15 protein-coding genes are annotated in these 21,507 nt (G+C 58.9%); 12 read left to right on the forward strand and 3 right to left on the reverse strand.

Going from position 1 to position 21,507, the window contains the following annotated elements:
• Nucleotides 1-260 precede the first annotated feature (260 nt).
• From ABIC80_RS00300 to ABIC80_RS00350, 11 genes are all read left to right on the forward strand, one after another.
• A complete protein-coding gene (locus ABIC80_RS00300; protein WP_429174944.1) occupies nucleotides 261-5,225 on the forward strand; it encodes an alpha-2-macroglobulin family protein in 4,965 nt (1,654 codons plus the stop codon).
• A 1-nt stretch (nucleotide 5,226) separates the two neighbouring features.
• Entirely contained in the window at nucleotides 5,227-7,551 is a 2,325-nt protein-coding gene (gene pbpC, locus ABIC80_RS00305) for a peptidoglycan glycosyltransferase PbpC (RefSeq protein WP_429174946.1), read from the forward strand.
• A gap of 150 nt (nucleotides 7,552-7,701) precedes the next feature.
• The gene (gene ndk, locus ABIC80_RS00310; protein ID WP_023481239.1) at nucleotides 7,702-8,133 is read left to right on the forward strand and encodes a nucleoside-diphosphate kinase; all 432 of its coding nucleotides are present in this window, start codon (nucleotides 7,702-7,704) and stop codon (nucleotides 8,131-8,133) included.
• A 180-nt stretch (nucleotides 8,134-8,313) separates the two neighbouring features.
• Entirely contained in the window at nucleotides 8,314-9,480 is a 1,167-nt protein-coding gene (locus ABIC80_RS00315) for a bifunctional tRNA (adenosine(37)-C2)-methyltransferase TrmG/ribosomal RNA large subunit methyltransferase RlmN (RefSeq protein WP_094421564.1), read from the forward strand.
• Between the two features lie 291 nt (nucleotides 9,481-9,771).
• The gene (rodZ, locus tag ABIC80_RS00320) at nucleotides 9,772-10,764 is read left to right on the forward strand and encodes a cytoskeleton protein RodZ (protein ID WP_200134696.1); all 993 of its coding nucleotides are present in this window, start codon (nucleotides 9,772-9,774) and stop codon (nucleotides 10,762-10,764) included.
• Between the two features lie 26 nt (nucleotides 10,765-10,790).
• A complete protein-coding gene (gene ispG / locus ABIC80_RS00325) occupies nucleotides 10,791-11,909 on the forward strand; it encodes a flavodoxin-dependent (E)-4-hydroxy-3-methylbut-2-enyl-diphosphate synthase (protein ID WP_023481201.1) in 1,119 nt (372 codons plus the stop codon).
• Between the two features lie 105 nt (nucleotides 11,910-12,014).
• Nucleotides 12,015-13,289: a histidine--tRNA ligase gene (gene hisS, locus ABIC80_RS00330; RefSeq protein WP_023481178.1), complete on the forward strand. Its 1,275-nt coding sequence runs from the start codon at nucleotides 12,015-12,017 to the stop codon at nucleotides 13,287-13,289.
• A gap of 36 nt (nucleotides 13,290-13,325) precedes the next feature.
• The gene (locus ABIC80_RS00335; protein WP_263754161.1) at nucleotides 13,326-13,946 is read left to right on the forward strand and encodes a YfgM family protein; all 621 of its coding nucleotides are present in this window, start codon (nucleotides 13,326-13,328) and stop codon (nucleotides 13,944-13,946) included.
• 10 nt (nucleotides 13,947-13,956) lie between these two features.
• Complete coding sequence (bamB, locus tag ABIC80_RS00340; RefSeq protein WP_042713913.1) at nucleotides 13,957-15,135, forward strand: outer membrane protein assembly factor BamB; 1,179 nt, start codon at nucleotides 13,957-13,959, stop codon at nucleotides 15,133-15,135.
• Nucleotides 15,136-15,256: 121 nt separating this feature from the next.
• Complete coding sequence (gene der, locus ABIC80_RS00345) at nucleotides 15,257-16,732, forward strand: ribosome biogenesis GTPase Der (protein WP_042713912.1); 1,476 nt, start codon at nucleotides 15,257-15,259, stop codon at nucleotides 16,730-16,732.
• Between the two features lie 88 nt (nucleotides 16,733-16,820).
• Entirely contained in the window at nucleotides 16,821-17,036 is a 216-nt protein-coding gene (locus tag ABIC80_RS00350) for a zinc ribbon domain-containing protein (protein WP_076768816.1), read from the forward strand.
• On the opposite strand, the gene ABIC80_RS00355 is transcribed toward ABIC80_RS00350, so the two are convergent.
• The 3 genes from ABIC80_RS00355 to xseA all read right to left on the reverse strand — a co-directional run bounded on the left by ABIC80_RS00355 (nucleotide 17,033) and on the right by xseA (nucleotide 19,842).
• Nucleotides 17,033-17,374: a protealysin inhibitor emfourin gene (locus tag ABIC80_RS00355; protein ID WP_042713916.1), complete on the reverse strand. Its 342-nt coding sequence runs from the start codon at nucleotides 17,372-17,374 to the stop codon at nucleotides 17,033-17,035. The genes ABIC80_RS00350 and ABIC80_RS00355 overlap by 4 nt on opposite strands.
• A complete protein-coding gene (locus ABIC80_RS00360) occupies nucleotides 17,374-18,399 on the reverse strand; it encodes a M4 family metallopeptidase (RefSeq protein WP_094421555.1) in 1,026 nt (341 codons plus the stop codon). The genes ABIC80_RS00355 and ABIC80_RS00360 overlap by 1 nt, the downstream gene beginning before the upstream one ends.
• Before the next feature lie 69 nt (nucleotides 18,400-18,468).
• Nucleotides 18,469-19,842: an exodeoxyribonuclease VII large subunit gene (xseA, locus tag ABIC80_RS00365; protein ID WP_094421553.1), complete on the reverse strand. Its 1,374-nt coding sequence runs from the start codon at nucleotides 19,840-19,842 to the stop codon at nucleotides 18,469-18,471.
• A 158-nt stretch (nucleotides 19,843-20,000) separates the two neighbouring features.
• Between xseA and guaB the strand changes: the two genes are divergently transcribed.
• Nucleotides 20,001-21,467: an IMP dehydrogenase gene (gene guaB / locus ABIC80_RS00370; protein WP_023481215.1), complete on the forward strand. Its 1,467-nt coding sequence runs from the start codon at nucleotides 20,001-20,003 to the stop codon at nucleotides 21,465-21,467.
• Nucleotides 21,468-21,507 lie beyond the last annotated feature (40 nt).

Below are 21,507 nucleotides of genomic sequence, written 5' to 3' on the forward strand. Positions count from 1 at the left end.
GCGTAGTAAGGGACACAGACCGCATAACGTTAGCAGCCGGTCGGGTGTTGTCGCTATCTATCTTATTGTTTTAAAAACAAATGACGCGCAACGTAACATGTTACGTCACGGGGTGTGATCGGCCTAACATCACGGACGTCGCGCAAAAAATGCGCTTTGCGAGATGCTTTCCAGAATCCATCAGATATTTTGTATTTCTAACCGTTGCGAATGATAATGACGACGCCTCTCACAACGGGTCAATCACTCAGGGATACAGAATGAAACCGCTACGTTACGCGGCGCTGACTTTCGCGCTCCTCACCGCCTTCACGCTTGCAGGCTGTGACAATAACGATAAACCGAAGAGCGCCAGCGCGCCTGAACCCGCGTCCGCCTCATCCGCCGCGCAAACGCCTGCGGCAGCAGCCATGCCGGATAAAGCCAAACGCAATGAACTTGCCGCGCGTAGCGAAGGCAAGCCCTTAAACTTGCTGGATGCGTCCGAAGTGCAGCTCGACGGCAGCGCCACGCTGGTGCTGACCTTCTCGGTGCCGCTCGATCCGGATCAGAATTTTGCCCAGGTGGTGCACCTGGTCGATAAGAAGAGCGGCAAAGTCGATGGTGCCTGGGAACTGGCACCGAACCTGAAAGAGCTGCGCCTGCGCCATCTTGAGCCGAACCGCGAACTGCTGGTGTCGGTGGAGAGCGGGCTGGTAGCGCTTAATAAAGCCACCTTCGGCAAGAGCTTCGAGAAATCGATCACCACCCAGGATATTCAGCCCAGCGTTGGCTTCGCCAGCCGTGGCTCGCTGCTGCCGGGCAAAGTGGTTGAAGGGCTGCCGGTGATGGCGCTCAACGTCGAAAATGTCGACATCAACTTTTACCGCGTGAAGCCGGAATCGCTGGCCTCATTCATTAGCCAGTGGGAGTACCGCAGTTCGCTCTCCAACTGGGAGTCCGATACGCTGCTGAAGATGGCGGATCTGGTCTATACCGGGCGCTTCGACCTCAACCCGGCGCGCAACACCCGCGAAAAACTGATGCTGCCGCTGAGCAGCATCAAACCGCTGCAACAGGCAGGTGTCTATATCGCCGTGATGAACCAGGCGGGGCACTACAACTACAGCAATGCCGCGACGCTCTTCACGCTCAGCAACATTGGCCTCTCTGCGCACCGTTACCATAACCGCCTGGATATCTTCACCCAGGGGCTGGAAAGCGGCGCGGCGCTCGGCGGTATCGACGTGATGCTGCTCAATGAGAAGGGGCAGAGCCTGGCGCAGGCGAAGACCGACAGCGATGGTCACGCCACCTTAAGCACCGATAAAGAGGGCGCGCTGCTGCTGGCGCGTAAAGAGGGCGAAACCACGCTGCTCGACCTTAACCTCCCGGCGCTGGATCTCGCCGAGTTCGCCATTACCGGCGAGCCAGGCTACAGCAAACAGTTCTTTATGTTTGGCCCGCGCGATCTCTATCGCCCTGGCGAAACGGTGATCCTCAACGGCCTGCTGCGCGACAGCGACGGCAATCCGATTGCCGCACAGCCGGTCAAGCTGGAAGTGGTAAAACCGGACGGCCAGGTGGTTCGCTCGGTGGTGAGCCAGCCGCAAAACGGCCTTTATCACTTCACTTATGCGCTGGACGCCAGCGCGCAGACCGGCACGTGGCATATTCGCGCCAATACCGGCGACAACCTGTCGCGCGAGTGGAGCTTCCACGTCGAAGACTTTATGCCGGAGCGTATGGCGCTGAACGTTACGCCGCAGCCGACGCCGTTGGCACCTGCCGCTGACGTAGTGTTTAACATTGAAGGCCACTATCTCTACGGTGCACCTGCAAGCGGCAACGCCCTGCAGGGTCAGCTGTTCCTGCGCCCGCTGCGTGAAGCGGTTGCCGCGCTGCCAGGTTTCCAGTTTGGCGATATCGCCGAAGAGAACCTGAGCCGCAGCCTCGATGAAACCCATCTGACCCTTGATGATGAGGGCAAAGGCGAAGTGACCACGCCGAGCCAGTGGCAGGATTCCCACTCGCCGCTGGAAGTGATCCTGCAGGCCAGCCTGCTGGAATCGGGCGGTCGTCCAGTGACCCGCCGCGCGGAGCAGGCGATCTGGCCTGCGCCCGCTCTGCCGGGGATTCGCCCGCAGTTCGCCTCAAAAGCGGTCTATGACTACCGCACCGACACCACCGTCAATCAGCCGATTGTCGATGAGGGCGGTAACGCCGCGTTCGATATTGTCTATGCCGACGCGCAGGGCAACAAAAAAGCAGTCAGCGATCTGCAGGTGCGCCTGATCCGCGAGCGCCGCGACTACTTCTGGAACTGGTCAGAAAATGACGGCTGGCAGTCGCAGTTCAACCAGAAAGATCTGGTGGAAGGCGAGCAGAGCCTGACGCTGAAGGCCGATGAGACCGGCAAAGTCACCTTCCCGGTGGACTGGGGCTCCTATCGTCTGGAGGTCAAAGGCCCGGATGAGACCGTCAGCAGCGTGCGTTTCTGGGCTGGCTACAGCTGGCAGGATAACAGCGACGGCGCCGGTGCGGCACGCCCGGATCGCGTCACCATGAAGCTCGATAAACCCTCTTACAAAGCAGGCGATACCGTTAAGCTGCACGTCACCGCACCTGCCGCCGGTAAAGGCTATGCGATGATCGAATCCAGCGAAGGCCCGCTCTGGTGGCAGGAGATTGATGTCCCGGCTGACGGGCTGGATCTCTCGATCCCGGTCGATCAGAAGTGGCAGCGCCACGATCTCTATATCAGCACGCTGGTGGTGCGCCCTGGTGATAAGTCGAAATCCGCCACGCCGAAACGCGCGGTCGGTCTGCTGCATCTGCCGATGGGCGATGAGAACCGCCGCCTGGAAATTGCCCTCGACGCACCGCAGAAAATGCGTCCTAACCAGCCGCTGAAGGTCAAAGTCAAAGCCTCAATGAAAGATGGCGCGACGCCGAAACAGGTTAACGTCCTGCTCTCTGCCGTCGACAGCGGGGTGCTGAACATTACTGATTACGTAACGCCGGATCCGTGGCAGGCCTTCTTTGGCCAGAAACGCTATGGCGCCGATATCTATGATATCTACGGCCAGGTGATTGAAGGCCAGGGTCGTCTTGCGGCGCTGCGCTTCGGTGGTGATGGCGATGAGCTGAACCGCGGCGGCAAACCGCCGGTTAACCACGTCACCATCATTGCCCAGCAGGCGCAGCCGGTGACGCTGGATGAAAACGGCGAAGGCACCGTAACGATGCCGATTGGTGACTTCAACGGGGAACTGCGTGTCATGGCGCAGGCCTGGACGGCAGACGATTTTGGCAGCAGCGAAAGCAAAGTGGTAGTCGCAGCCCCGGTGATTGCCGAGCTGAACACGCCGCGCTTCCTTGGCAGCGGTGACACCTCACGCCTGACGCTGGATCTCAGCAACCTGACGGACAAGCCGCAAACCCTGAATGTCGATCTGACGGCAAGCGGTCTGCTCTCACTTGAGGGTGCTGCTACCCAGAGCGTGACGCTCGCGGCCGGTAAACGCACCACGCTCTTTATTCCGGTGCGCGCGCTGGATGGCTTCGGTGACGGCGAGATTGCCGCGCAAATCAGCGGCCTTTCGCTGCCGGGCGAAACCTTCGCGCCGCAGCAGAAGCAGTGGAAGATTGGCGTACGCCCACCTTTCGCCGCGCAGACCATCAACACCGGTGCGATGCTCAATCCGGGCGAAAGCTGGCAGGTGCCGGGGCAGCATCTGGCGGGCATCTCGCCTGCTACGCTGCAGGGTCGCTTGCTGCTGAGCGGTAAACCGCCGCTCAATATCGCCCGTTACATTCAGGAGCTGCGCGCCTACCCGTACGGCTGCCTGGAGCAGACCGCCAGCGGGCTCTTCCCGTCGCTCTACACCAACGCTGCACAGCTTAAAGCGCTCGGCATCAAAGGCGAGAGCGATGAGCAGCGCCGCGCCGCGGTGGATATCGGCATCTCCCGCCTGTTGCAGATGCAGCGTGACGACGGCGGCTTCTCCCTGTGGGATAAGAGCGGCCCGGAAGAGTACTGGCTGACCGCCTACGTGACCGATTTCCTCGTCAGCGCCTCGGCGCAGGGCTACAGCGTTCCGGCTGAAGCACTGAACAACGCCAACAACCGCTTGCTGCGCTATTTGCAGGATCCGGCGGCGATGGCGGTGCGCTACAGCGACGATCTGCCGGCGACCAAGTTTGCCGTGCAGAGCTACGCCGGGCTGGTGCTGGCACGTCAGCAGAAAGCGCCGCTGGGCGCGCTGCGTGAAATCTGGCAGCGCCACGAGCAGGCGAAAGCGGGGCTGCCGTTAATGCAGCTTGGCGTTGCGCTGAAGTTGATGGGCGATGCCCAGCGCGGCGATCAGGCTATCGCGCTGGCGCTGAAAACCGATCGCATTGCGGAAAACCGCTGGCTGGCGGATTACGGCAGCAACCTGCGTGATAACGCGCTGATGCTGGCGCTGCTGGAAGACAACAAGCTGCTGCCGGATGCGCAGGCGCACCTGCTGGCTACGCTCTCCGAGCAGGCCTACAGCCAGCGCTGGCTCTCAACCCAGGAGAGCAACGCGCTGTTTATGGCAGGCCGCAATCTGCAAAACAGCACCGGTAACTGGCAGGCGCAAACCTCGCTTGATACCGCGATGCTGGCCGGTAACACCGCGCAGAGCCGTAACCTTGAGGCGGATCAGCTTGGTGCACTGCAAGTGACCAACAGCGGCACCACACCGCTGTGGCTGCGTCTCGACACGACAGGTTATCCAGAGCAGGCTCCGGCACCTTCTGGCAAAGTGCTGCATATCGAGCGCAATGTGCTCGGCACCGACGGGCGCAGCAAACCGCTCTCTTCCCTGAAGAGCGGTGAGCTGGTGCTGGTGTGGCTGGAAGTGACGGCCAGCCAGAACGTCCCGGACGCGCTGGTGGTCGATCTGTTGCCTGCGGGTCTGGAGCTGGAAAACCAGAACCTGGCCAGCAGCAGCGCCAGCCTGCAGGAGAGCGGCAGCGAAGTGCAGGAGCTGCTCAACCGCATGCAGCAGGCCGATATTCAGCATATGGAGTTCCGTGACGATCGCTTTGTCGCCGCCGTACCGGTGAGCGAAGGGCAGCCGGTCACGCTGGTCTATCTGGCACGTGCGGTGACGCCGGGCACCTACCAGGTTCCGGCTCCGCAGGTGGAATCAATGTATGTGCCGCAGTGGCGGGCAACCGGCGCGGCCAGCGGCCCGTTGATCATCACGCCATAACGTGAAGATCGTCTCTCTGATACGCACCCGCTGGCGCTGGCTGGCGGGTGTGCCTCTTCTCTTCGTGCTGCTGGTTATCGCCGCCGATAAAATCTGGCCACTGCCCCTGAACGAGGTGTCACCCGCGCGGGTGGTGGTGGCCGAAGATGGCACGCCGCTGTGGCGTTTTGCTGATGCCGACGGCATCTGGCGCTATCCGGTCACTATCGAAGAGGTCTCGCCGCGCTATTTACAGGCGCTTATCCAGTATGAAGATCGCTGGTTCTGGGACCATCCCGGCGTTAACCCCTTCTCTATTGCGCGCGCGGCCTGGCAGGATCTGCGCTACGGGCGCGTGGTTTCCGGCGGCAGTACGCTCACCATGCAGGTGGCGCGCCTGCTTGACCCGCATCCGCGCACCTTTGGCGGCAAAGTTCGCCAGTTGTGGCGGGCGATGCAGCTGGAGTGGCATCTCTCCAAGCGCGACATTTTGACCATTTACCTCAACCGCGCGCCCTTTGGTGGCACTCTGCAAGGTGTCGGCGCGGCGAGCTGGGCCTATCTCGGCAAACCGCCCTCAAAGCTGAGCTATGCAGAAGCGGCACTGCTCGCCGTGCTGCCACAAGCGCCGAGCCGTTTACGCCCGGATCGCTGGCCGCAGCGGGCGCAGGCAGCGCGCGATAAAGTGCTGGATCGCATGGTGACGCAGCAGGTGTGGCCGGTGGCTCAGGTGAAAGAGTCGCGCGAAGAGCCGGTGTGGTTAGCGCCGCGGCAGATGCCGCAACTGGCACCACTCTTTGCCCGCCGCATGCTGGGCGCCAACAAAAAGCTGAAGGTGACCACCACGCTGGATGCCAGCCTGCAACGACAGCTGGAGGAGCTGGCGCTGAGCGTCAAATCCCGGCTGCCGATGCGCAGTTCGCTGGCGATCATCGTGGTCGACCATACGGATATGAAAGTGCGCGGCTGGGTGGGGTCGGTGGATATTAATGACGACAGTCGTTTCAGCCATGTCGATATGGTCAGCGCCGTACGCTCACCGGGCTCGGTGCTGAAACCCTTTATCTACGGCCTGGCGCTGGACGAAGGGCTGATTCACCCCGCATCGCTGTTGCAGGATGTGCCGCGGCGCGTCGGGGATTATCGCCCCGGTAACTTCGACAGCGGTTTTCATGGCCCGGTGAGCATGAACGAAGCACTGGTACGCTCGCTCAATCTGCCTGCGGTTCAGGTGCTGGAGGCCTACGGGCCGAAAAAGTTTGCCGGTAATCTGCGTAATATCGGGCTGCCGCTAATGCTGCCCGCCGGTGCGGAGCCAAACCTTTCGCTGATCCTCGGCGGCGCGGGTGCGCGGCTGGAGGATATCGCTGCCGCCTACAGCGCTTTTGCCCGCGAAGGTAAAGCGGGCAAGTTAAGGCTGATGCCCGATGAGCCGCTGACTGAACGCCGCCTGATGTCACCGGGCGCGGCGTGGATTATCCGCCGGATTCTGGCGAATGAAGCGCAGCCGGTGCCGGATAGCGCACTGCCGCAGGTGGTGCCGCTGGCGTGGAAAACCGGCACCAGCTACGGCTACCGCGATGCCTGGGCCATCGGCCTCAACTCCCGGTATGTGATCGGTATCTGGACCGGTCGCCCGGACGGCACGCCGGTTGCCGGGCAGTTTGGTTTTGCCAGCGCTGTGCCGCTACTCAACCAGGTGAACAATCTGCTGCAACCGCGCTCTGCGCTGGACCAGGCGCGTTTGCCGCGCGACCCGCGCCCGGCATCGGTGAGCAGCGGGGTGATCTGCTGGCCGGGCGGGCAGAGCCTGCCTGCCGGAGACAGCAACTGCCGACGCCGCCTTGCGACCTGGTTACTTGATGGCAGCCAGCCGCCGACGCTGTTAATGCCGGAGCAGGAAGGGCTGCACGGCATCAGTTTTCCGCTGTGGCTGAACCATCAGGGGCGGCGCGTGGCGGCGGATTGCCCGGATGCGCAGCAGAAAAACTGGATCGTCTGGCCGCTGCCGCTTGAGCCGTGGCTGCCGCCCGGCGAGCGTCGCGCCGCGCGCTTACCGCCTGCGGACCGTGTTTGCCCGCCGCGGGATGAGAACGCCCCGCCGCCGCTGTTGTTAAACGGTGTGCGCGAAGGGGCGGTGATCAAGCGTGTACCCGGCCAGGATTTTGCGATTCTTCCTCTGCAAAGCAGCGGCGGGGAAGGGGGGCGCTGGTGGTTTTTGAACGGTGAACCGTTAACGGCGCGCGGCACGCTATTGAGCCTGAAGCTTGATAAAGCCGGCGACTATCAACTGGTGGTAATGGATGAGGCGGGGCAGGTCGCCGCCGTGCAGTTTACGGTGCAATAGGGCGAGAAAGGGCGCACCAGGCTGTTGGTGTTGCTCAAACTCGTCTTATTTTAAAAAAATGTTACCTTAATCCATAGGCAAGACCGGTGTTGCTCTTTATAATCCGCGCCACACCTATTCAGGGCAACAGAACAACTTACTGAGGTAATCATGGCTATTGAACGTACTTTTTCCATCATCAAGCCGAACGCGGTGGCAAAAAACGTTATTGGTAACATCTTCTCTCGCTTTGAAGCGGCAGGTTTTAAAATCGTTGGCACCAAAATGCTGCACCTGACCGTTGAGCAAGCGCGCGGCTTCTACGCTGAGCACGAAGGTCGCCCGTTCTTTGATGGCCTGGTTGAGTTCATGACCTCCGGCCCGATCGTGGTTTCCGTACTGGAAGGCGAAAACGCCGTTCAGCGTCACCGCGACCTGCTGGGCGCAACCAACCCGGACAACGCACTGGCCGGTACCCTGCGCGCAGATTACGCAGACAGCTTCACCGAGAACGGCACCCACGGTTCCGACTCCGTTGAATCTGCTGCTCGCGAAATCGCTTACTTCTTCGCTGAAGGCGAAGTTTGCCCGCGCACCCGTTAATTTCCGGTTAACTGTGTAACGAGATTTACACTTTAATTGGTAAATGCCGCGTCCAGGCGTGGTATCTGTGCGACAGAATTTGTACAATGTTGCGCCCCAGGATGAGCTGAAGCTTGCCTGGGGCGCTTCTTTTTAACCCTCCACGGGCCACAACGTGTAATAACGAGGCCGGAATAAAATATGTCTGAACAAATTGCCATGTCTGAGAGCGACGCTCTCACGGTTCCAAACAAAGATGCAAAAATTAACCTGCTGGATCTTAACCGTCAGCAGATGCGTGAGTTTTTCAAAAACTTAGGCGAAAAACCGTTTCGCGCCGACCAGGTGATGAAGTGGATGTATCACTACTGCTGCGACGACTTTGATGAGATGACCGACATCAACAAAGTGCTGCGCGGCAAGTTAAAAGAGGTTGCGGAGATCCGCGCCCCTGAAGTCGTCGAGGAGCAACGCTCTTCTGATGGCACCATCAAATGGGCTATCGCCGTCGGCGATCAGCGCGTTGAAACCGTCTATATCCCGGAAGAAGATCGCGCCACGCTCTGTGTCTCCTCCCAGGTCGGTTGTGCGCTGGAGTGCAAATTCTGCTCCACGGCGCAGCAGGGCTTCAACCGCAACCTGCGCGTATCGGAAATCATCGGCCAGGTGTGGCGCGCCGCAAAAATCATTGGCGCTGCCCGTGTGACCGGCAACCGCCCGATCACCAACGTGGTGATGATGGGCATGGGCGAACCGCTGCTGAACCTCACCAACGTGGTGCCGGCGATGGAGATCATGCTGGATGATTTCGGCTTTGGTCTCTCCAAACGCCGCGTGACGCTCTCGACCTCCGGTGTTGTTCCGGCGCTCGACAAGCTCGGCGATATGATTGACGTTGCGCTGGCGATCTCACTGCATGCGCCGAATGACGCCATTCGCGATGAGATTGTGCCGATCAACAAAAAGTACAATATCGAAACCTTCCTCGGGTCGGTTCGCCGCTACCTGGAGAAGTCCAACGCCAACCAGGGCCGCGTGACCATTGAGTATGTGATGCTGGATCACGTCAATGACGGCACCGAACACGCCCATGAGCTGGCCGAGCTGCTGAAAGATACGCCGTGCAAGATCAACCTGATCCCGTGGAACCCCTTCCCGGGCGCGCCGTATGGCCGCAGCTCCAACAGCCGTATCGACCGTTTCTGCAAAGTGCTGATGAGCTACGGTTTCACCACCATTGTGCGTAAAACCCGTGGCGACGATATCGACGCCGCCTGTGGTCAGCTGGCGGGCGAGGTCATCGACCGTACCAAGCGCACGATGCGTAAACGTCTGCAGGGCGAGCCGATCGCGGTTAAAGCGCTGTAAGCGTGACTGCGGCGCGAAGTGGGCGCCGCAGGTTTGGAATATGTTGAATATTTGGCCTGCTTATATAGAGGCCGTTAATAATTACGGTGCGTTTCCTCTTACTTTGAGGCAGTATGTAATGCTGGAACAACGGCTTAGCAAATAGTGCTGAAAGCCGTCCTGTTATCACGAACCTGACAGTCTTATACTGTGGGTCTACGTTTAACTGACCCGGATTTTTCGCGGCGTGTGTAGGTTATGCGGTTACGCGCGCCTGTGTGTTTACTTTTCACGTACCAGTAGTTGTAGCGAATGAATACTGAAGCCACTCAAGACCAAAACGAAGCACAATCCACGGGCGTTCGTCTGCGCAATGCTCGTGAGCAACTTGGACTCAGCCAGCAAGCGGTTGCCGAACGCTTGTGCCTGAAGGTCTCCACGGTACGCGATATCGAAGAGGACAGGTCGCCTGCCGATCTGGCATCCACCTTTGTGCGCGGTTATATCCGCTCCTATGCTCGCCTGGTGCACATTCCCGAAGAAGAGCTGCTGCCGATCCTTGAGAAACAAGCGCCGATCCGCGCGGCAAAAGTCGCACCGATGCAGGGCTTTGCGCTGGGTAAACCGCGCAAAAAACGCGACGGCTGGCTGATGAGCGTCACCTGGCTGGTGCTGTTTGTAGTCGTCGGCCTGACGGGCGCATGGTGGTGGCAAAACCACAAAGCGCAGCAGGAAGAGATCAGCACCATGGCCGATCAATCCTCCGCAGAGCTTAATGCCAGCAACGGCCAGAGCGTGCCGCTGGATAACCAGGCTGCCTCTACCCCGGTGGACAACGGTTCCACCCCGGTTGAAACCCCGGCTCCGACCAACAGCACGCAGGCACCTGCAACCACCTCGCCAGCCACCACCGCTAACCAGAACAGCGTGGTTCCGCCTTCGCAGGCGAACGTTGAACCTTCTGCCCAGCAGCCTGCTGCTACCGCCAATAACGCCTCTCAGCTGCCAACCGATCAGGCTGGCGTAGCGGGCGCATCTGCCGACGCGAACGCGCTGGTAATGAACTTTAATGCCGACTGCTGGCTGGAAGTGAGCGACGCGACCGGTAAAAAACTCTTTAGCGGTATGCAGCGTAAAGATGCCACCCTGAATCTCACCGGCCAGGCACCCTATAAACTGAAAATTGGCGCGCCGTCGGCTGTGCAGATCCAGTTCCAGGGGAAACCTGTCGATCTGAGTCGTTTTATCAGAACTAACCAGGTTGCGCGTCTGACCCTCAATGCCGAACAATCAGCAGCACAGTAACAGACGGGCAACGCGGGAGATCATTCATGCATAACCAGTCGCCGATCCAACGGCGGAAATCAAAACGGATTTATGTTGGTAATGTGCCGATCGGCGATGGGGCTCCCATCGCCGTGCAGTCTATGACAAACACCCGCACCACGGATGTTGAAGCAACGGTCAACCAAATCAAAGCATTAGAGCGCGTCGGCGCAGACATCGTGCGTGTCTCAGTGCCGACGATGGACGCGGCAGAAGCGTTCAGGCTTATCAAACAGCAGGTGAGTGTCCCGCTGGTGGCGGACATCCACTTTGACTATCGCATTGCGCTGAAAGTCGCCGAGTACGGCGTCGATTGCCTGCGCATCAACCCTGGCAATATCGGTAACGAAGAGCGTATTCGCAGCGTTGTCGACTGCGCGCGCGATAAAAACATTCCGATCCGCATCGGCGTTAACGCCGGTTCGCTGGAAAAAGATCTGCAGGAGAAGTATGGCGAGCCGACGCCGCAGGCGCTGCTCGAATCGGCCATGCGCCATGTGGATCATCTCGATCGTCTCAACTTCGACCAGTTCAAAGTGAGCGTGAAAGCCTCTGATGTCTTCCTTGCCGTTGAGTCCTATCGTCTGCTGGCGAAGCAGATCGATCAGCCGCTGCATCTTGGGATCACTGAAGCGGGCGGCGCACGCGCAGGCTCGGTGAAATCGGCGATTGGCTTAGGCCTGCTGCTCTCGGAAGGGATCGGCGATACGCTGCGCATTTCGCTGGCAGCGGATCCGGTTGAAGAGATCAAAGTCGGTTTCGATATCCTCAAATCCCTGCGCATCCGCGCTCGCGGCATCAACTTTATCGCCTGCCCGACCTGCTCCCGTCAGGAGTTTGATGTGATTGGTACGGTCAACGCGCTGGAGCAGCGGCTGGAAGATATCATCACCCCGATGGATGTTTCGATTATCGGCTGCGTGGTGAACGGGCCGGGCGAAGCGCTGGTTTCGACCCTTGGCGTGACCGGCGGGAATAAGAAAAGCGGCCTGTATGAAGATGGCGTACGTAAAGATCGCCTTGATAACGGCGATATGATCAGCCAGCTTGAGGCGCGTATTCGTGCGAAAGCCGCGATGCTGGATGAGACGCGCCGTATCGACGTCATGCAGGTAGAAAAATAAGGGTGCCGCCAAGGCTGGCATCCCGTGTATCATGAGCCCGCCCGGCGCGACCGCTTTTGTCGCCGCCCTGAGGGTTCATTTTTTGTATTAATAAAGAGAATAAACGTGGCAAAAAATATTCAAGCCATTCGCGGCATGAACGATTATCTGCCTGGCGAGACCGCCATCTGGCAGCGCATTGAAAGCAGCCTGAAGAACGTGCTCGGCAGCTACGGTTACAGTGAAATCCGTTTGCCGATTGTAGAGCAGACCCCGTTATTCAAACGCGCGATCGGCGAAGTGACCGACGTGGTTGAAAAAGAGATGTATACCTTCGACGATCGCAATGGCGACAGCCTGACGCTGCGTCCGGAAGGTACCGCGGGCTGCGTACGCGCCGGCATCGAACATGGTCTTCTGTACAATCAGGAACAGCGCTTGTGGTACGTCGGGCCGATGTTCCGCTACGAGCGTCCGCAGAAAGGGCGCTACCGTCAGTTCCATCAGCTGGGTGTGGAAGTGTTTGGCCTGCAGGGGCCGGATATCGACGCCGAGCTGATTATGCTCACCGCGCGCTGGTGGCGCGAGCTGGGCATCGCTTCTCACGTTGCGCTTGAGCTTAACTCCATCGGTTCGCTGGAGGCTCGCGCGACCTATCGCGACGCGCTGGTGGCGTTCCTGGAGCAGCATAAAGATAAGCTCGACGAAGATTGCCTGCGCCGCATGTACAGCAACCCGCTGCGCGTGCTGGACACCAAAAACCCGGATATTCAGGCGCTGCTGAACGATGCGCCGAAGCTGGGCGATTATCTTGACGATGAGTCACGCGAGCACTTTGCCGGTCTCTGCGCTTTCCTTGACGCAGCGGGCATCGCCTACACCGTTAACCAGCGCCTGGTGCGCGGTCTCGATTACTACAACCGCACCGTGTTTGAGTGGGTGACCAGCAGCCTCGGCGCGCAGGGCACCGTCTGCGCCGGTGGCCGTTACGATGGCCTGGTTGAGCAACTCGGCGGTCGCGCGACGCCAGCGGTTGGCTTCGCGATGGGTCTTGAGCGACTTGTTTTGCTGGTTCAGGCAGTTAATCCGGAATTTAAAGCCGAATCCGTTGTCGATATTTACCTGGTGGCCTCTGGCGCTAACACGCAATCCGCAGCGATGCTGCTGGGTGAGCAGGTGCGCGATGCGCTGCCTGGCGTGCGGCTGATGATGAACCACGGCGGCGGCAACTTTAAGAAGCAGTTTGCCCGGGCAGATAAGTGGGGCGCTCGCGTCGCGCTGGTGCTCGGCGAGTCTGAAATTGCCGACGGGAATGTTGTGGTGAAGGATTTACGCTCTGGTGAGCAGAGTACGGTAACGCAGGATAGCGTTGCGGCGCATTTGCGCACACTACTGGGCTAATCTCCCCGGTGATTTATCGTTAAGGAGAAGGACTGCGTGGAAATTTACGAAAACGAAAACGACCAGGTAGACGCGATTAAGCGCTTCTTTGCCGACAATGGCAAAGCGCTGGCCGTTGGGGTAGTACTGGGTATCGGCGCGCTGGTGGGCTGGCGTTTCTGGAACAGCCATCAGGCGGACAATGCGCGCGAGATCTCGCAGGCGTATGAGAACGCGGTAAGCGCGCTGCAGGCTGGCAAACAGGACTCATTTGCCGCAGCGGAAAAATTCGCTGCTGATAACAAAAACAGCTACGGTGCGCTGGCCTCCCTTGAGCTGGCACAGCGTTACGTTGAGAAGAACGATCTGCAAAAAGCCGCTGCACAGCTGCAGCAGGGCCTGGCCGCGACCGACGATGAGAATCTGAAGTCGATGATCAATGTCCGTCTGGCGCGCATTCAGGTTCAACTGAAGCAGCAGGACGCGGCGCTGAAAACGCTGGATGCCGTGAAAGGCGAAAGCTGGTCAGCCATCGTTGCGGATCTGCGCGGCGAAGCGTTGCTGAGCAAAGGCGACAAAAAAGGTGCGCGCACCGCATGGGAAAACGGCATTAAAAACAATGCTTCTCCTGCGCTGAGTGAAATGATGCAGATGAAAATTAATAATTTGTCCATCTAAGAGGGACCCGATGCAATTGCGTAAATTACTACTGCCAGGGCTGCTTTCCGTCACGTTATTGAGCGGCTGTTCCCTCTTCAACAGCGAAGAAGATGTTGTCAAAATGTCGCCGCTGCCGGTGGTTGAAAACCAGTTCACGCCGACAACGTCGTGGAGCACTTCCGTCGGTAACGGTATCGGCAAGTACTACTCCACCCTGCACCCGGCCTTTGCCGATGGCGTGGTTTACGCCGCCGATCGTCATGGCGTGGTGAAAGCGCTCAGCATTGATGATGGCCGTGAAATCTGGTCGGTAAACCTTGCTGAGAAAGATGGCTGGTTCTCCACCCGCGCCGCGCTGCTCTCCGGCGGTGTGACCGTTTCCGGCGGTAAAGTCTACATCGGTACCGAGCAGGCGCAGGTGTATGCGCTTAATGCCAGCGATGGTTCCGTTGCCTGGAAAACCGGCGTGGTGGGTGAAGCCCTCTCTCGCCCGGTAGTCAGCGATGGTCTGGTGCTGATTCACACCAGCAACGGTCAGCTGCAGGCGCTGAACGAAGCGGATGGTGCGGTGAAATGGACCGTTAACCTCGATATGCCGTCGCTCTCCCTGCGCGGTGAATCTGCGCCAACCACCGCGTTTGGCGCTGCCATTGTCGGCGGTGATAACGGACGCGTCAGCGCCGTGCTGATGCAGCAGGGCCAGTTGATCTGGCAGCAGCGCATCTCCCAGGCGAATGGCCCGACCGAAATCGATCGCCTGAGCGACGTCGATACTACGCCGGTAGTGGTAAATGGTGTGGTTTACGCGCTGGCGTATAACGGTAATATGACGGCGCTGGATCTGCGCAGCGGCCAGATCATGTGGAAACGCGATCTTGGCTCGGTAAGCGATTTTGTGATTGATGGCAACCGTATCTACATCATCGATCAGAACGATCGCGTGCTGGCCCTGAGCACCGATGGCGGCGTAACGCTGTGGACGCAGAGCGATCTGCTGCACCGCAACCTGACCTCTCCGGCGCTCTATAATGGTTATATTGTGACCGGCGATAGCGAAGGCTATCTCCACTGGATTAACGTCGAAGATGGTCGTTTTGTTGCCCAGCAGAAAGTCGATAGTTCCGGCTTCCTGACCGAGCCGGTTGTGGCTGGCGGCAAACTGCTTATCCAGGCGAAAGACGGCACGCTGTACGCCCTCACGCGCTAAGCGCGCTGAGAGTGTCGTATCTGAAAGACGGCTCCTGTTGCAGGAGCCGTTTTCCTGTTTTTAAAACGCCGCGTAAATCGTGACGTTTTGCTAATGAATTTTCTGCAATGAGGCTTTAAACATGGTACCTGTGGTCGCGCTTGTCGGGCGCCCTAACGTTGGGAAATCCACGCTATTCAACCGTCTTACTCGCACCCGTGATGCGCTTGTAGCGGATTTTCCGGGTCTGACTCGTGACCGTAAGTACGGTCGTGCTGAAGTAGAAGGCCGCGAATTTATCTGTATCGATACCGGCGGTATCGATGGCACCGAAGATGGCGTTGAGACGCGCATGGCGGAGCAGTCGCTGTTGGCGATTGAAGAAGCGGACGTCGTGCTGTTTATGGTCGATGCCCGCGCCGGGCTGATGCCGGCCGATATCGCTATCGCCAAGCATCTGCGCTCGCGCGAGAAAGCCACCTTCCTCGTCGCCAACAAAACTGATGGCCTCGACCCGGATCAGGCGGTCTCTGACTTCTACTCACTCGGTCTTGGCGATATTCACGCCATTGCCGCCTCACACGGACGCGGCGTCACCAGCCTGCTTGAGCATGTGCTGATGCCGTGGATGGATGAGCTGAACCCGCCGGAAGAGGTGGATGAAGAGGCCGAGTACTGGGCGAAGTTTGAAGCTGCGGCTAACGGTGAAGCCGAAGAGCCGGAAGACGATTTCAACCCGCAGGATCTGCCGATTAAGCTGGCCATTGTCGGGCGTCCGAACGTCGGTAAGTCAACGCTCACTAACCGCATTCTCGGTGAAGACCGCGTTGTGGTGTACGACATGCCAGGCACCACCCGCGACAGCATCTACATTCCGATGCAGCGCGATGAGCGCGAATATGTCCTCATCGACACTGCGGGCGTGCGTAAGCGCGGCAAAATCACCGACGTGGTCGAGAAGTTCTCGGTTATCAAAACGTTGCAGGCGATTGAAGACGCCAACGTGGTGATGCTGGTGATTGATGCCCGTGAAGGCATCTCCGATCAAGATCTCTCGCTGCTGGGCTTTATCCTCAACAGCGGTCGCTCGCTGGTGATTGTCGTCAACAAGTGGGACGGCCTGAGCCAGGAAGTGAGAGAGCAGGTGAAAGAGACGCTTGATTACCGCCTCGGCTTTATCGACTTTGCGCGCGTGCACTTTATCTCTGCCCTGCACGGCAGCGGCGTCGGTAACCTGTTCGAATCCGTACGTGAAGCCTATGACAGCTCTACCCGCCGCGTTAGCACTGCGCTGCTGACCCGCATCATGAACATGGCGGCAGAAGATCACCAGCCGCCGCTGGTGCGTGGCCGTCGCGTGAAGCTGAAATACGCCCACGCCGGTGGTTATAACCCGCCGATTGTGGTGATCCACGGCAACCAGGTGAAAGATCTGCCGGACTCTTACAAGCGCTATCTGATGAACTACTTCCGCAAATCGCTGGAAGTGATGGGTACCCCGATTCGTATCCAGTTCAAAGAGGGCGAGAACCCGTTTGCTGACAAGCGCAACACCCTGACGCCGAACCAGTTACGTAAGCGTAAGCGCCTGATTAAGCACCTCAAGAAAGGTAAGTAACCGTTCACTTCACCCGCCGCTGGCGGGTGTTTTGTTTCTGAGGGTGTGTATCATTAGGTCAATCTTAAGCGATTGTGAGGAGTGCGTGATGCAACTGAACTGCCCGACTTGCCACGGTGAGCTGGAACTCGCCGGAACCATGGCGCACTGCGCCACGTGCGATAAAGATATGGAGGTGAACGCCGCCTGCCCGGAGTGTCACCAGCCGCTTGAGGTGTTAAAAGCCTGTGGCGCGGTGGACTACTTCTGCCAGCACGGCCACGGGCTGATTTCCAAAAAACGAGTCGAATTCACCCTGCGCTAAGGCTTGCAGATACAGCCTTCGCCTTCGCGCCACAGCTCAACGAACGACGGCGGCGCTTTGCTCTCCGGGATCAGCAGCAGCATATCCGTCTGCCGCGTGGTCCAGGTGATCTGCAGGCGATAAAAGCGCTGGTCGCCGCGCCCCGGTGAGTCAGCCTGACCGGGAGGCTGCGCCAGCGGTAACGCCTGGTGCAGGATCTCGATCAGCCGCTGACGCTGCTCGTCGGTCAACTGGGCGATAACAATCCGCCTTCGCCCGGCGAGCATCGGGATATAAGCCACGCCGCCTTCACGGGCCAGCTCGACAACCGCATCGTCGGTCAGTTCGGGTTCGTTCATCATAAGACTCCGACATCTTTCCACGCCTGTTCGATGGCCGCTGCCACCGCTTTACCGGAACGTTTTTCGCCGTGATGAATGGTCAGTTTTGCGAAGGCGGCAAAATCGGCGTTTTGCGCCAGCTGGCGATCGCAGACCGTATCGTACCAGGCGTAGCCCGCTTTTTCCCACGCATAACCACCAATTTCCGTGGCGGCGAGATAAAAGGCGCGGTTCGGGATACCGGAGTTAAGGTGCACGCCGCCGTTATCTTCGCGGGTTTTAATAAAGTCCTTCATGTGCGCGGGCTGCGGATCCTTGCCGAGCAGCGGATCGTTGTAGGCGGTGCCCGGCTCGGACATCGAGCGCAGCCCTTTGCCGTTGATCCCTTCGGCTAACAGCCCTTCGCCGATAATCCAGTCTGCCTGCTCTGCGGTCTGTTTGAGGTGGTACTGCTTGACCAGCGAGCCGAAGACATCGGACAGGGATTCGTTCAGCGCGCCCGATTGTTCAAAGTAGATCAGCGCCGCTTCCGACTCGGTGACGCCGTGGCTTAGCTCATGCGCCACCACATCAATGGCGATAGTAAAACGGTTAAAGATTTCACCGTCGCCATCGCCAAACACCATCTGCTGACCGTTCCAGAAGGCGTTCTGGTACTCCTGGCCGTAATGCACCGTGCCGCTCAGCACCAGGCCCTTGTTATCCAGCGAGTTACGTTTCCACTCTTTCCAGAAAAAGTCATGGGTGACGCCAAGATAGTCATAGGCTTCATCGACGGCGACATCGCCATTGGAAGGCTGCCCTTCATAACGCACCTGCTTACCCGGCAGGCTCTCTTTGTGCTGCGCATCGTAGATATCGCGCACCAGTTCGCCCGGCGAGTTCGCCTGCGGAGCGCTCGGTTTACCGTGGCTGTGCGCCATTAGCGTCTGGACATGCATCAGGGTTTGTTTGGCACAGCGCTTCTGAACCTCAGAGCCCTGGTCAATGATGCGACGGAGAATGTAGGGGGGAATAACGGTGTGCGGGAAGCGAGTGGTCATGTTGATCTCCTTGATAAAATCAAAAGAACAACAAAAGTATAGGTCGCCTCACCGCATTAAGAGTTTTAACTACGGGGTTTTTCGTTTTCTCGGTTGTTTCACCGGTGTGACAATGCGCACCTCGCTCTCGACCCAGCCATCATTCAGGCGAGTGGTGAGCGTATCGCCCGCTTTCACCTGCTTAGTCTGTTTCAGCACTTTCCCGTCGGTGGCGGTCGTAACGCTGTAGCCGCGCGCCAGTGTCGCCAGCGGGCTGACGGCTTCCAGATGGGTGAGGGCGGTGCCGAAACGTTCGCGCGTGCTGCCAAGACGATCGCGAATCGACTGGCTCAGACGATACTCAAGCTGCTGCACCCGCGTTTGCGCCCGGTGAATGCGTGGCTGCGGATTGTGATGATTAAGCCGTTGCACTACGCGCTGCTGGCGCGTATTCGCGCGCTTAAGCTGCGTATCCAGCGCGTTGTGCATGCGCTGCTGCAAGCGGTCAAGCACCGTCTGCTGACGCGCGAGGCGCAGCTGCGGGTGCTGCTGTTGCAGTCGGTGATGAAGCTGGGCAAAGCGGCGGTTGCGACCTGCCAGATAGTAATCCATCCCCATCTCCAGACGCTGCTGCATCGCCTGCACCTGGCGCAGCAGTTCAAGCTGGTTACGGCTGACAATCTCCGCCGCCGCCGAAGGGGTTGGCGCGCGCAGGTCGGCGACGAAATCGGCGATGGTGACATCCGTCTCATGGCCGACAGCGCTGACAATTGGAATACGGCTGGCAAAAATGGCGCGCGCGACGCGTTCGTCGTTGAAACTCCAGAGATCTTCCAGCGAACCACCGCCGCGCCCGACAATCAGCACATCACATTCGTCACGGCTGTTAGCAAGGGCAATGGCGCGCACGATTTGCGCCGGTGCGTCTTCGCCCTGTACGGCGGTCGGGTAGATCACCACGGGGAGCGACGGATCGCGGCGTTTCAGCACATGCAAAATATCGTGCAGCGCGGCGCCGGTTTTTGAGGTGATCACCCCAACGCAGTGCGCCGGTGAGGGCAGGGGGTGTTTAAACTGCTGATCGAACAGCCCTTCCGCTGCCAGCTTTGCTTTTAGCTGCTCATACTTCTGCTGTAACAGCCCTTCACCCGCCGGTTGCATACTCTCAACGATGATTTGGTATTCACCGCGCGGCTCATACATCGTGATGTTGGCGCGCACCAGCACCTGCTGCCCATGCTGCGGGCGGAAGGTGACGCGGCGGTTGCTGTTGCGGAACATCGCACAGCGCACCTGGGCGGTGTCATCTTTTAAGGTGAAGTACCAGTGACCGGAAGCGGGCTGGGTAAAGTTGGAGATTTCGCCGCTGATCCACACCTGGCCCAGCTCGCGTTCCAGTAGCGATCGCACCGTCTGGTTAAGGCGGCTGACAGTATAAATGGAGGGAGTTTGCAATGAGGACATGTGAGCCAGATCAAATTCTAAATCAGCAAGTTATTCGGTCGATAGTAGCCTGATGCCACCCGATTACAAGTATTTTTCCAAAAAAGTGTAGATGCAATCGGTTACGCTCTGTATAATGCCACGGCAATATTTAACCACCCAGGTCAGAGATATTGCCCATGCTACGTATCGCTAAAGAAGCTTTGACGTTTGACGACGTCCTCCTCGTTCCCGCCCACTCCACTGTTCTGCCGAATACCGCCGATTTAAGCACTCAGCTGACGAAAACCATTCGCCTGAACATTCCTATGCTCTCTGCGGCAATGGACACCGTAACGGAAGCGCGTCTGGCGATTGCCCTCGCACAGGAAGGCGGCATTGGCTTTATTCACAAAAACATGTCTATCGAGCGCCAGGCAGATGAAGTCCGCCGCGTGAAGAAACATGAGTCTGGTGTGGTAAAAGAGCCGCAGACCGTGCTGCCGACTACTACTCTTCGCGAAGTGAAAGAGCTGACCGAGCGCAACGGCTTCGCCGGCTACCCGGTTGTTAACGAAGAGAACGAACTGGTTGGCATCATCACCGGTCGTGACGTGCGTTTTGTTACCGACCTCAACCAGCCAGTCAGCGTTTATATGACGCCGAAAGAGCGCCTGGTAACGGTACGTGAAGGTGAAGCGCGCGAAGTCGTCTTCGCTAAAATGCACGAAAAGCGCGTCGAAAAAGCGCTGGTAGTGGACGACAGCTTCCACCTGCTCGGCATGATCACCGTGAAAGATTTCCAGAAAGCAGAACGTAAACCGAACGCCTGTAAAGATGAGCAGGGTCGTCTGCGCGTTGGCGCAGCGGTCGGCGCGGGCGCGGGCAACGAAGAGCGCGTTGATGCGCTGGTTGCCGCCGGTGTTGACGTACTGCTGATTGACTCCTCCCATGGCCACTCTGAAGGCGTGTTGCAGCGTATTCGCGAAACGCGCGCCAAATACCCGGATCTGCAAATCATCGGCGGTAACGTTGCGACCGGCGCAGGCGCTCGCGCGTTGGCTGAAGCCGGTGTTAGCGCGGTGAAAGTGGGTATCGGCCCTGGCTCTATTTGTACTACCCGTATTGTGACCGGTGTCGGTGTTCCGCAGATCACTGCCGTATCCGACGCGGTTGAAGCGCTGGAAGGGATGGACATCCCGGTTATCGCCGATGGCGGCATCCGCTTCTCTGGCGATATCGCGAAAGCGATCGCCGCTGGCGCAAGCGCGGTGATGGTCGGTTCTATGCTGGCAGGCACCGAAGAGTCCCCGGGCGAAATCGAACTCTACCAGGGCCGCTCTTACAAATCCTACCGCGGGATGGGCTCGCTGGGCGCGATGTCCAAAGGCTCCTCCGACCGCTACTTCCAGACCGATAACGCCGCCGACAAACTGGTGCCGGAAGGTATCGAAGGCCGCGTAGCGTACAAAGGCCGTCTGAAAGAGATCATTCACCAGCAGATGGGCGGCCTGCGTTCCTGTATGGGTCTGACCGGCTGTGGTACCATCGACGCCCTGCGCACCAAAGCGGAGTTCGTGCGCATCAGCGGCGCGGGCATCCAGGAGAGCCACGTTCACGACGTGACCATCACCAAGGAATCCCCGAACTACCGCATGGGTTCTTAATGCAATTCGCGCCCGGTTTTTGCCGGGCGTTGACTTTTCA

The sequence above is a fragment of the Kosakonia sp. 1610 genome, from assembly GCF_050435845.1.
GTDB classification, from domain to species: Bacteria; Pseudomonadota; Gammaproteobacteria; order Enterobacterales; family Enterobacteriaceae; genus Kosakonia; species Kosakonia cowanii.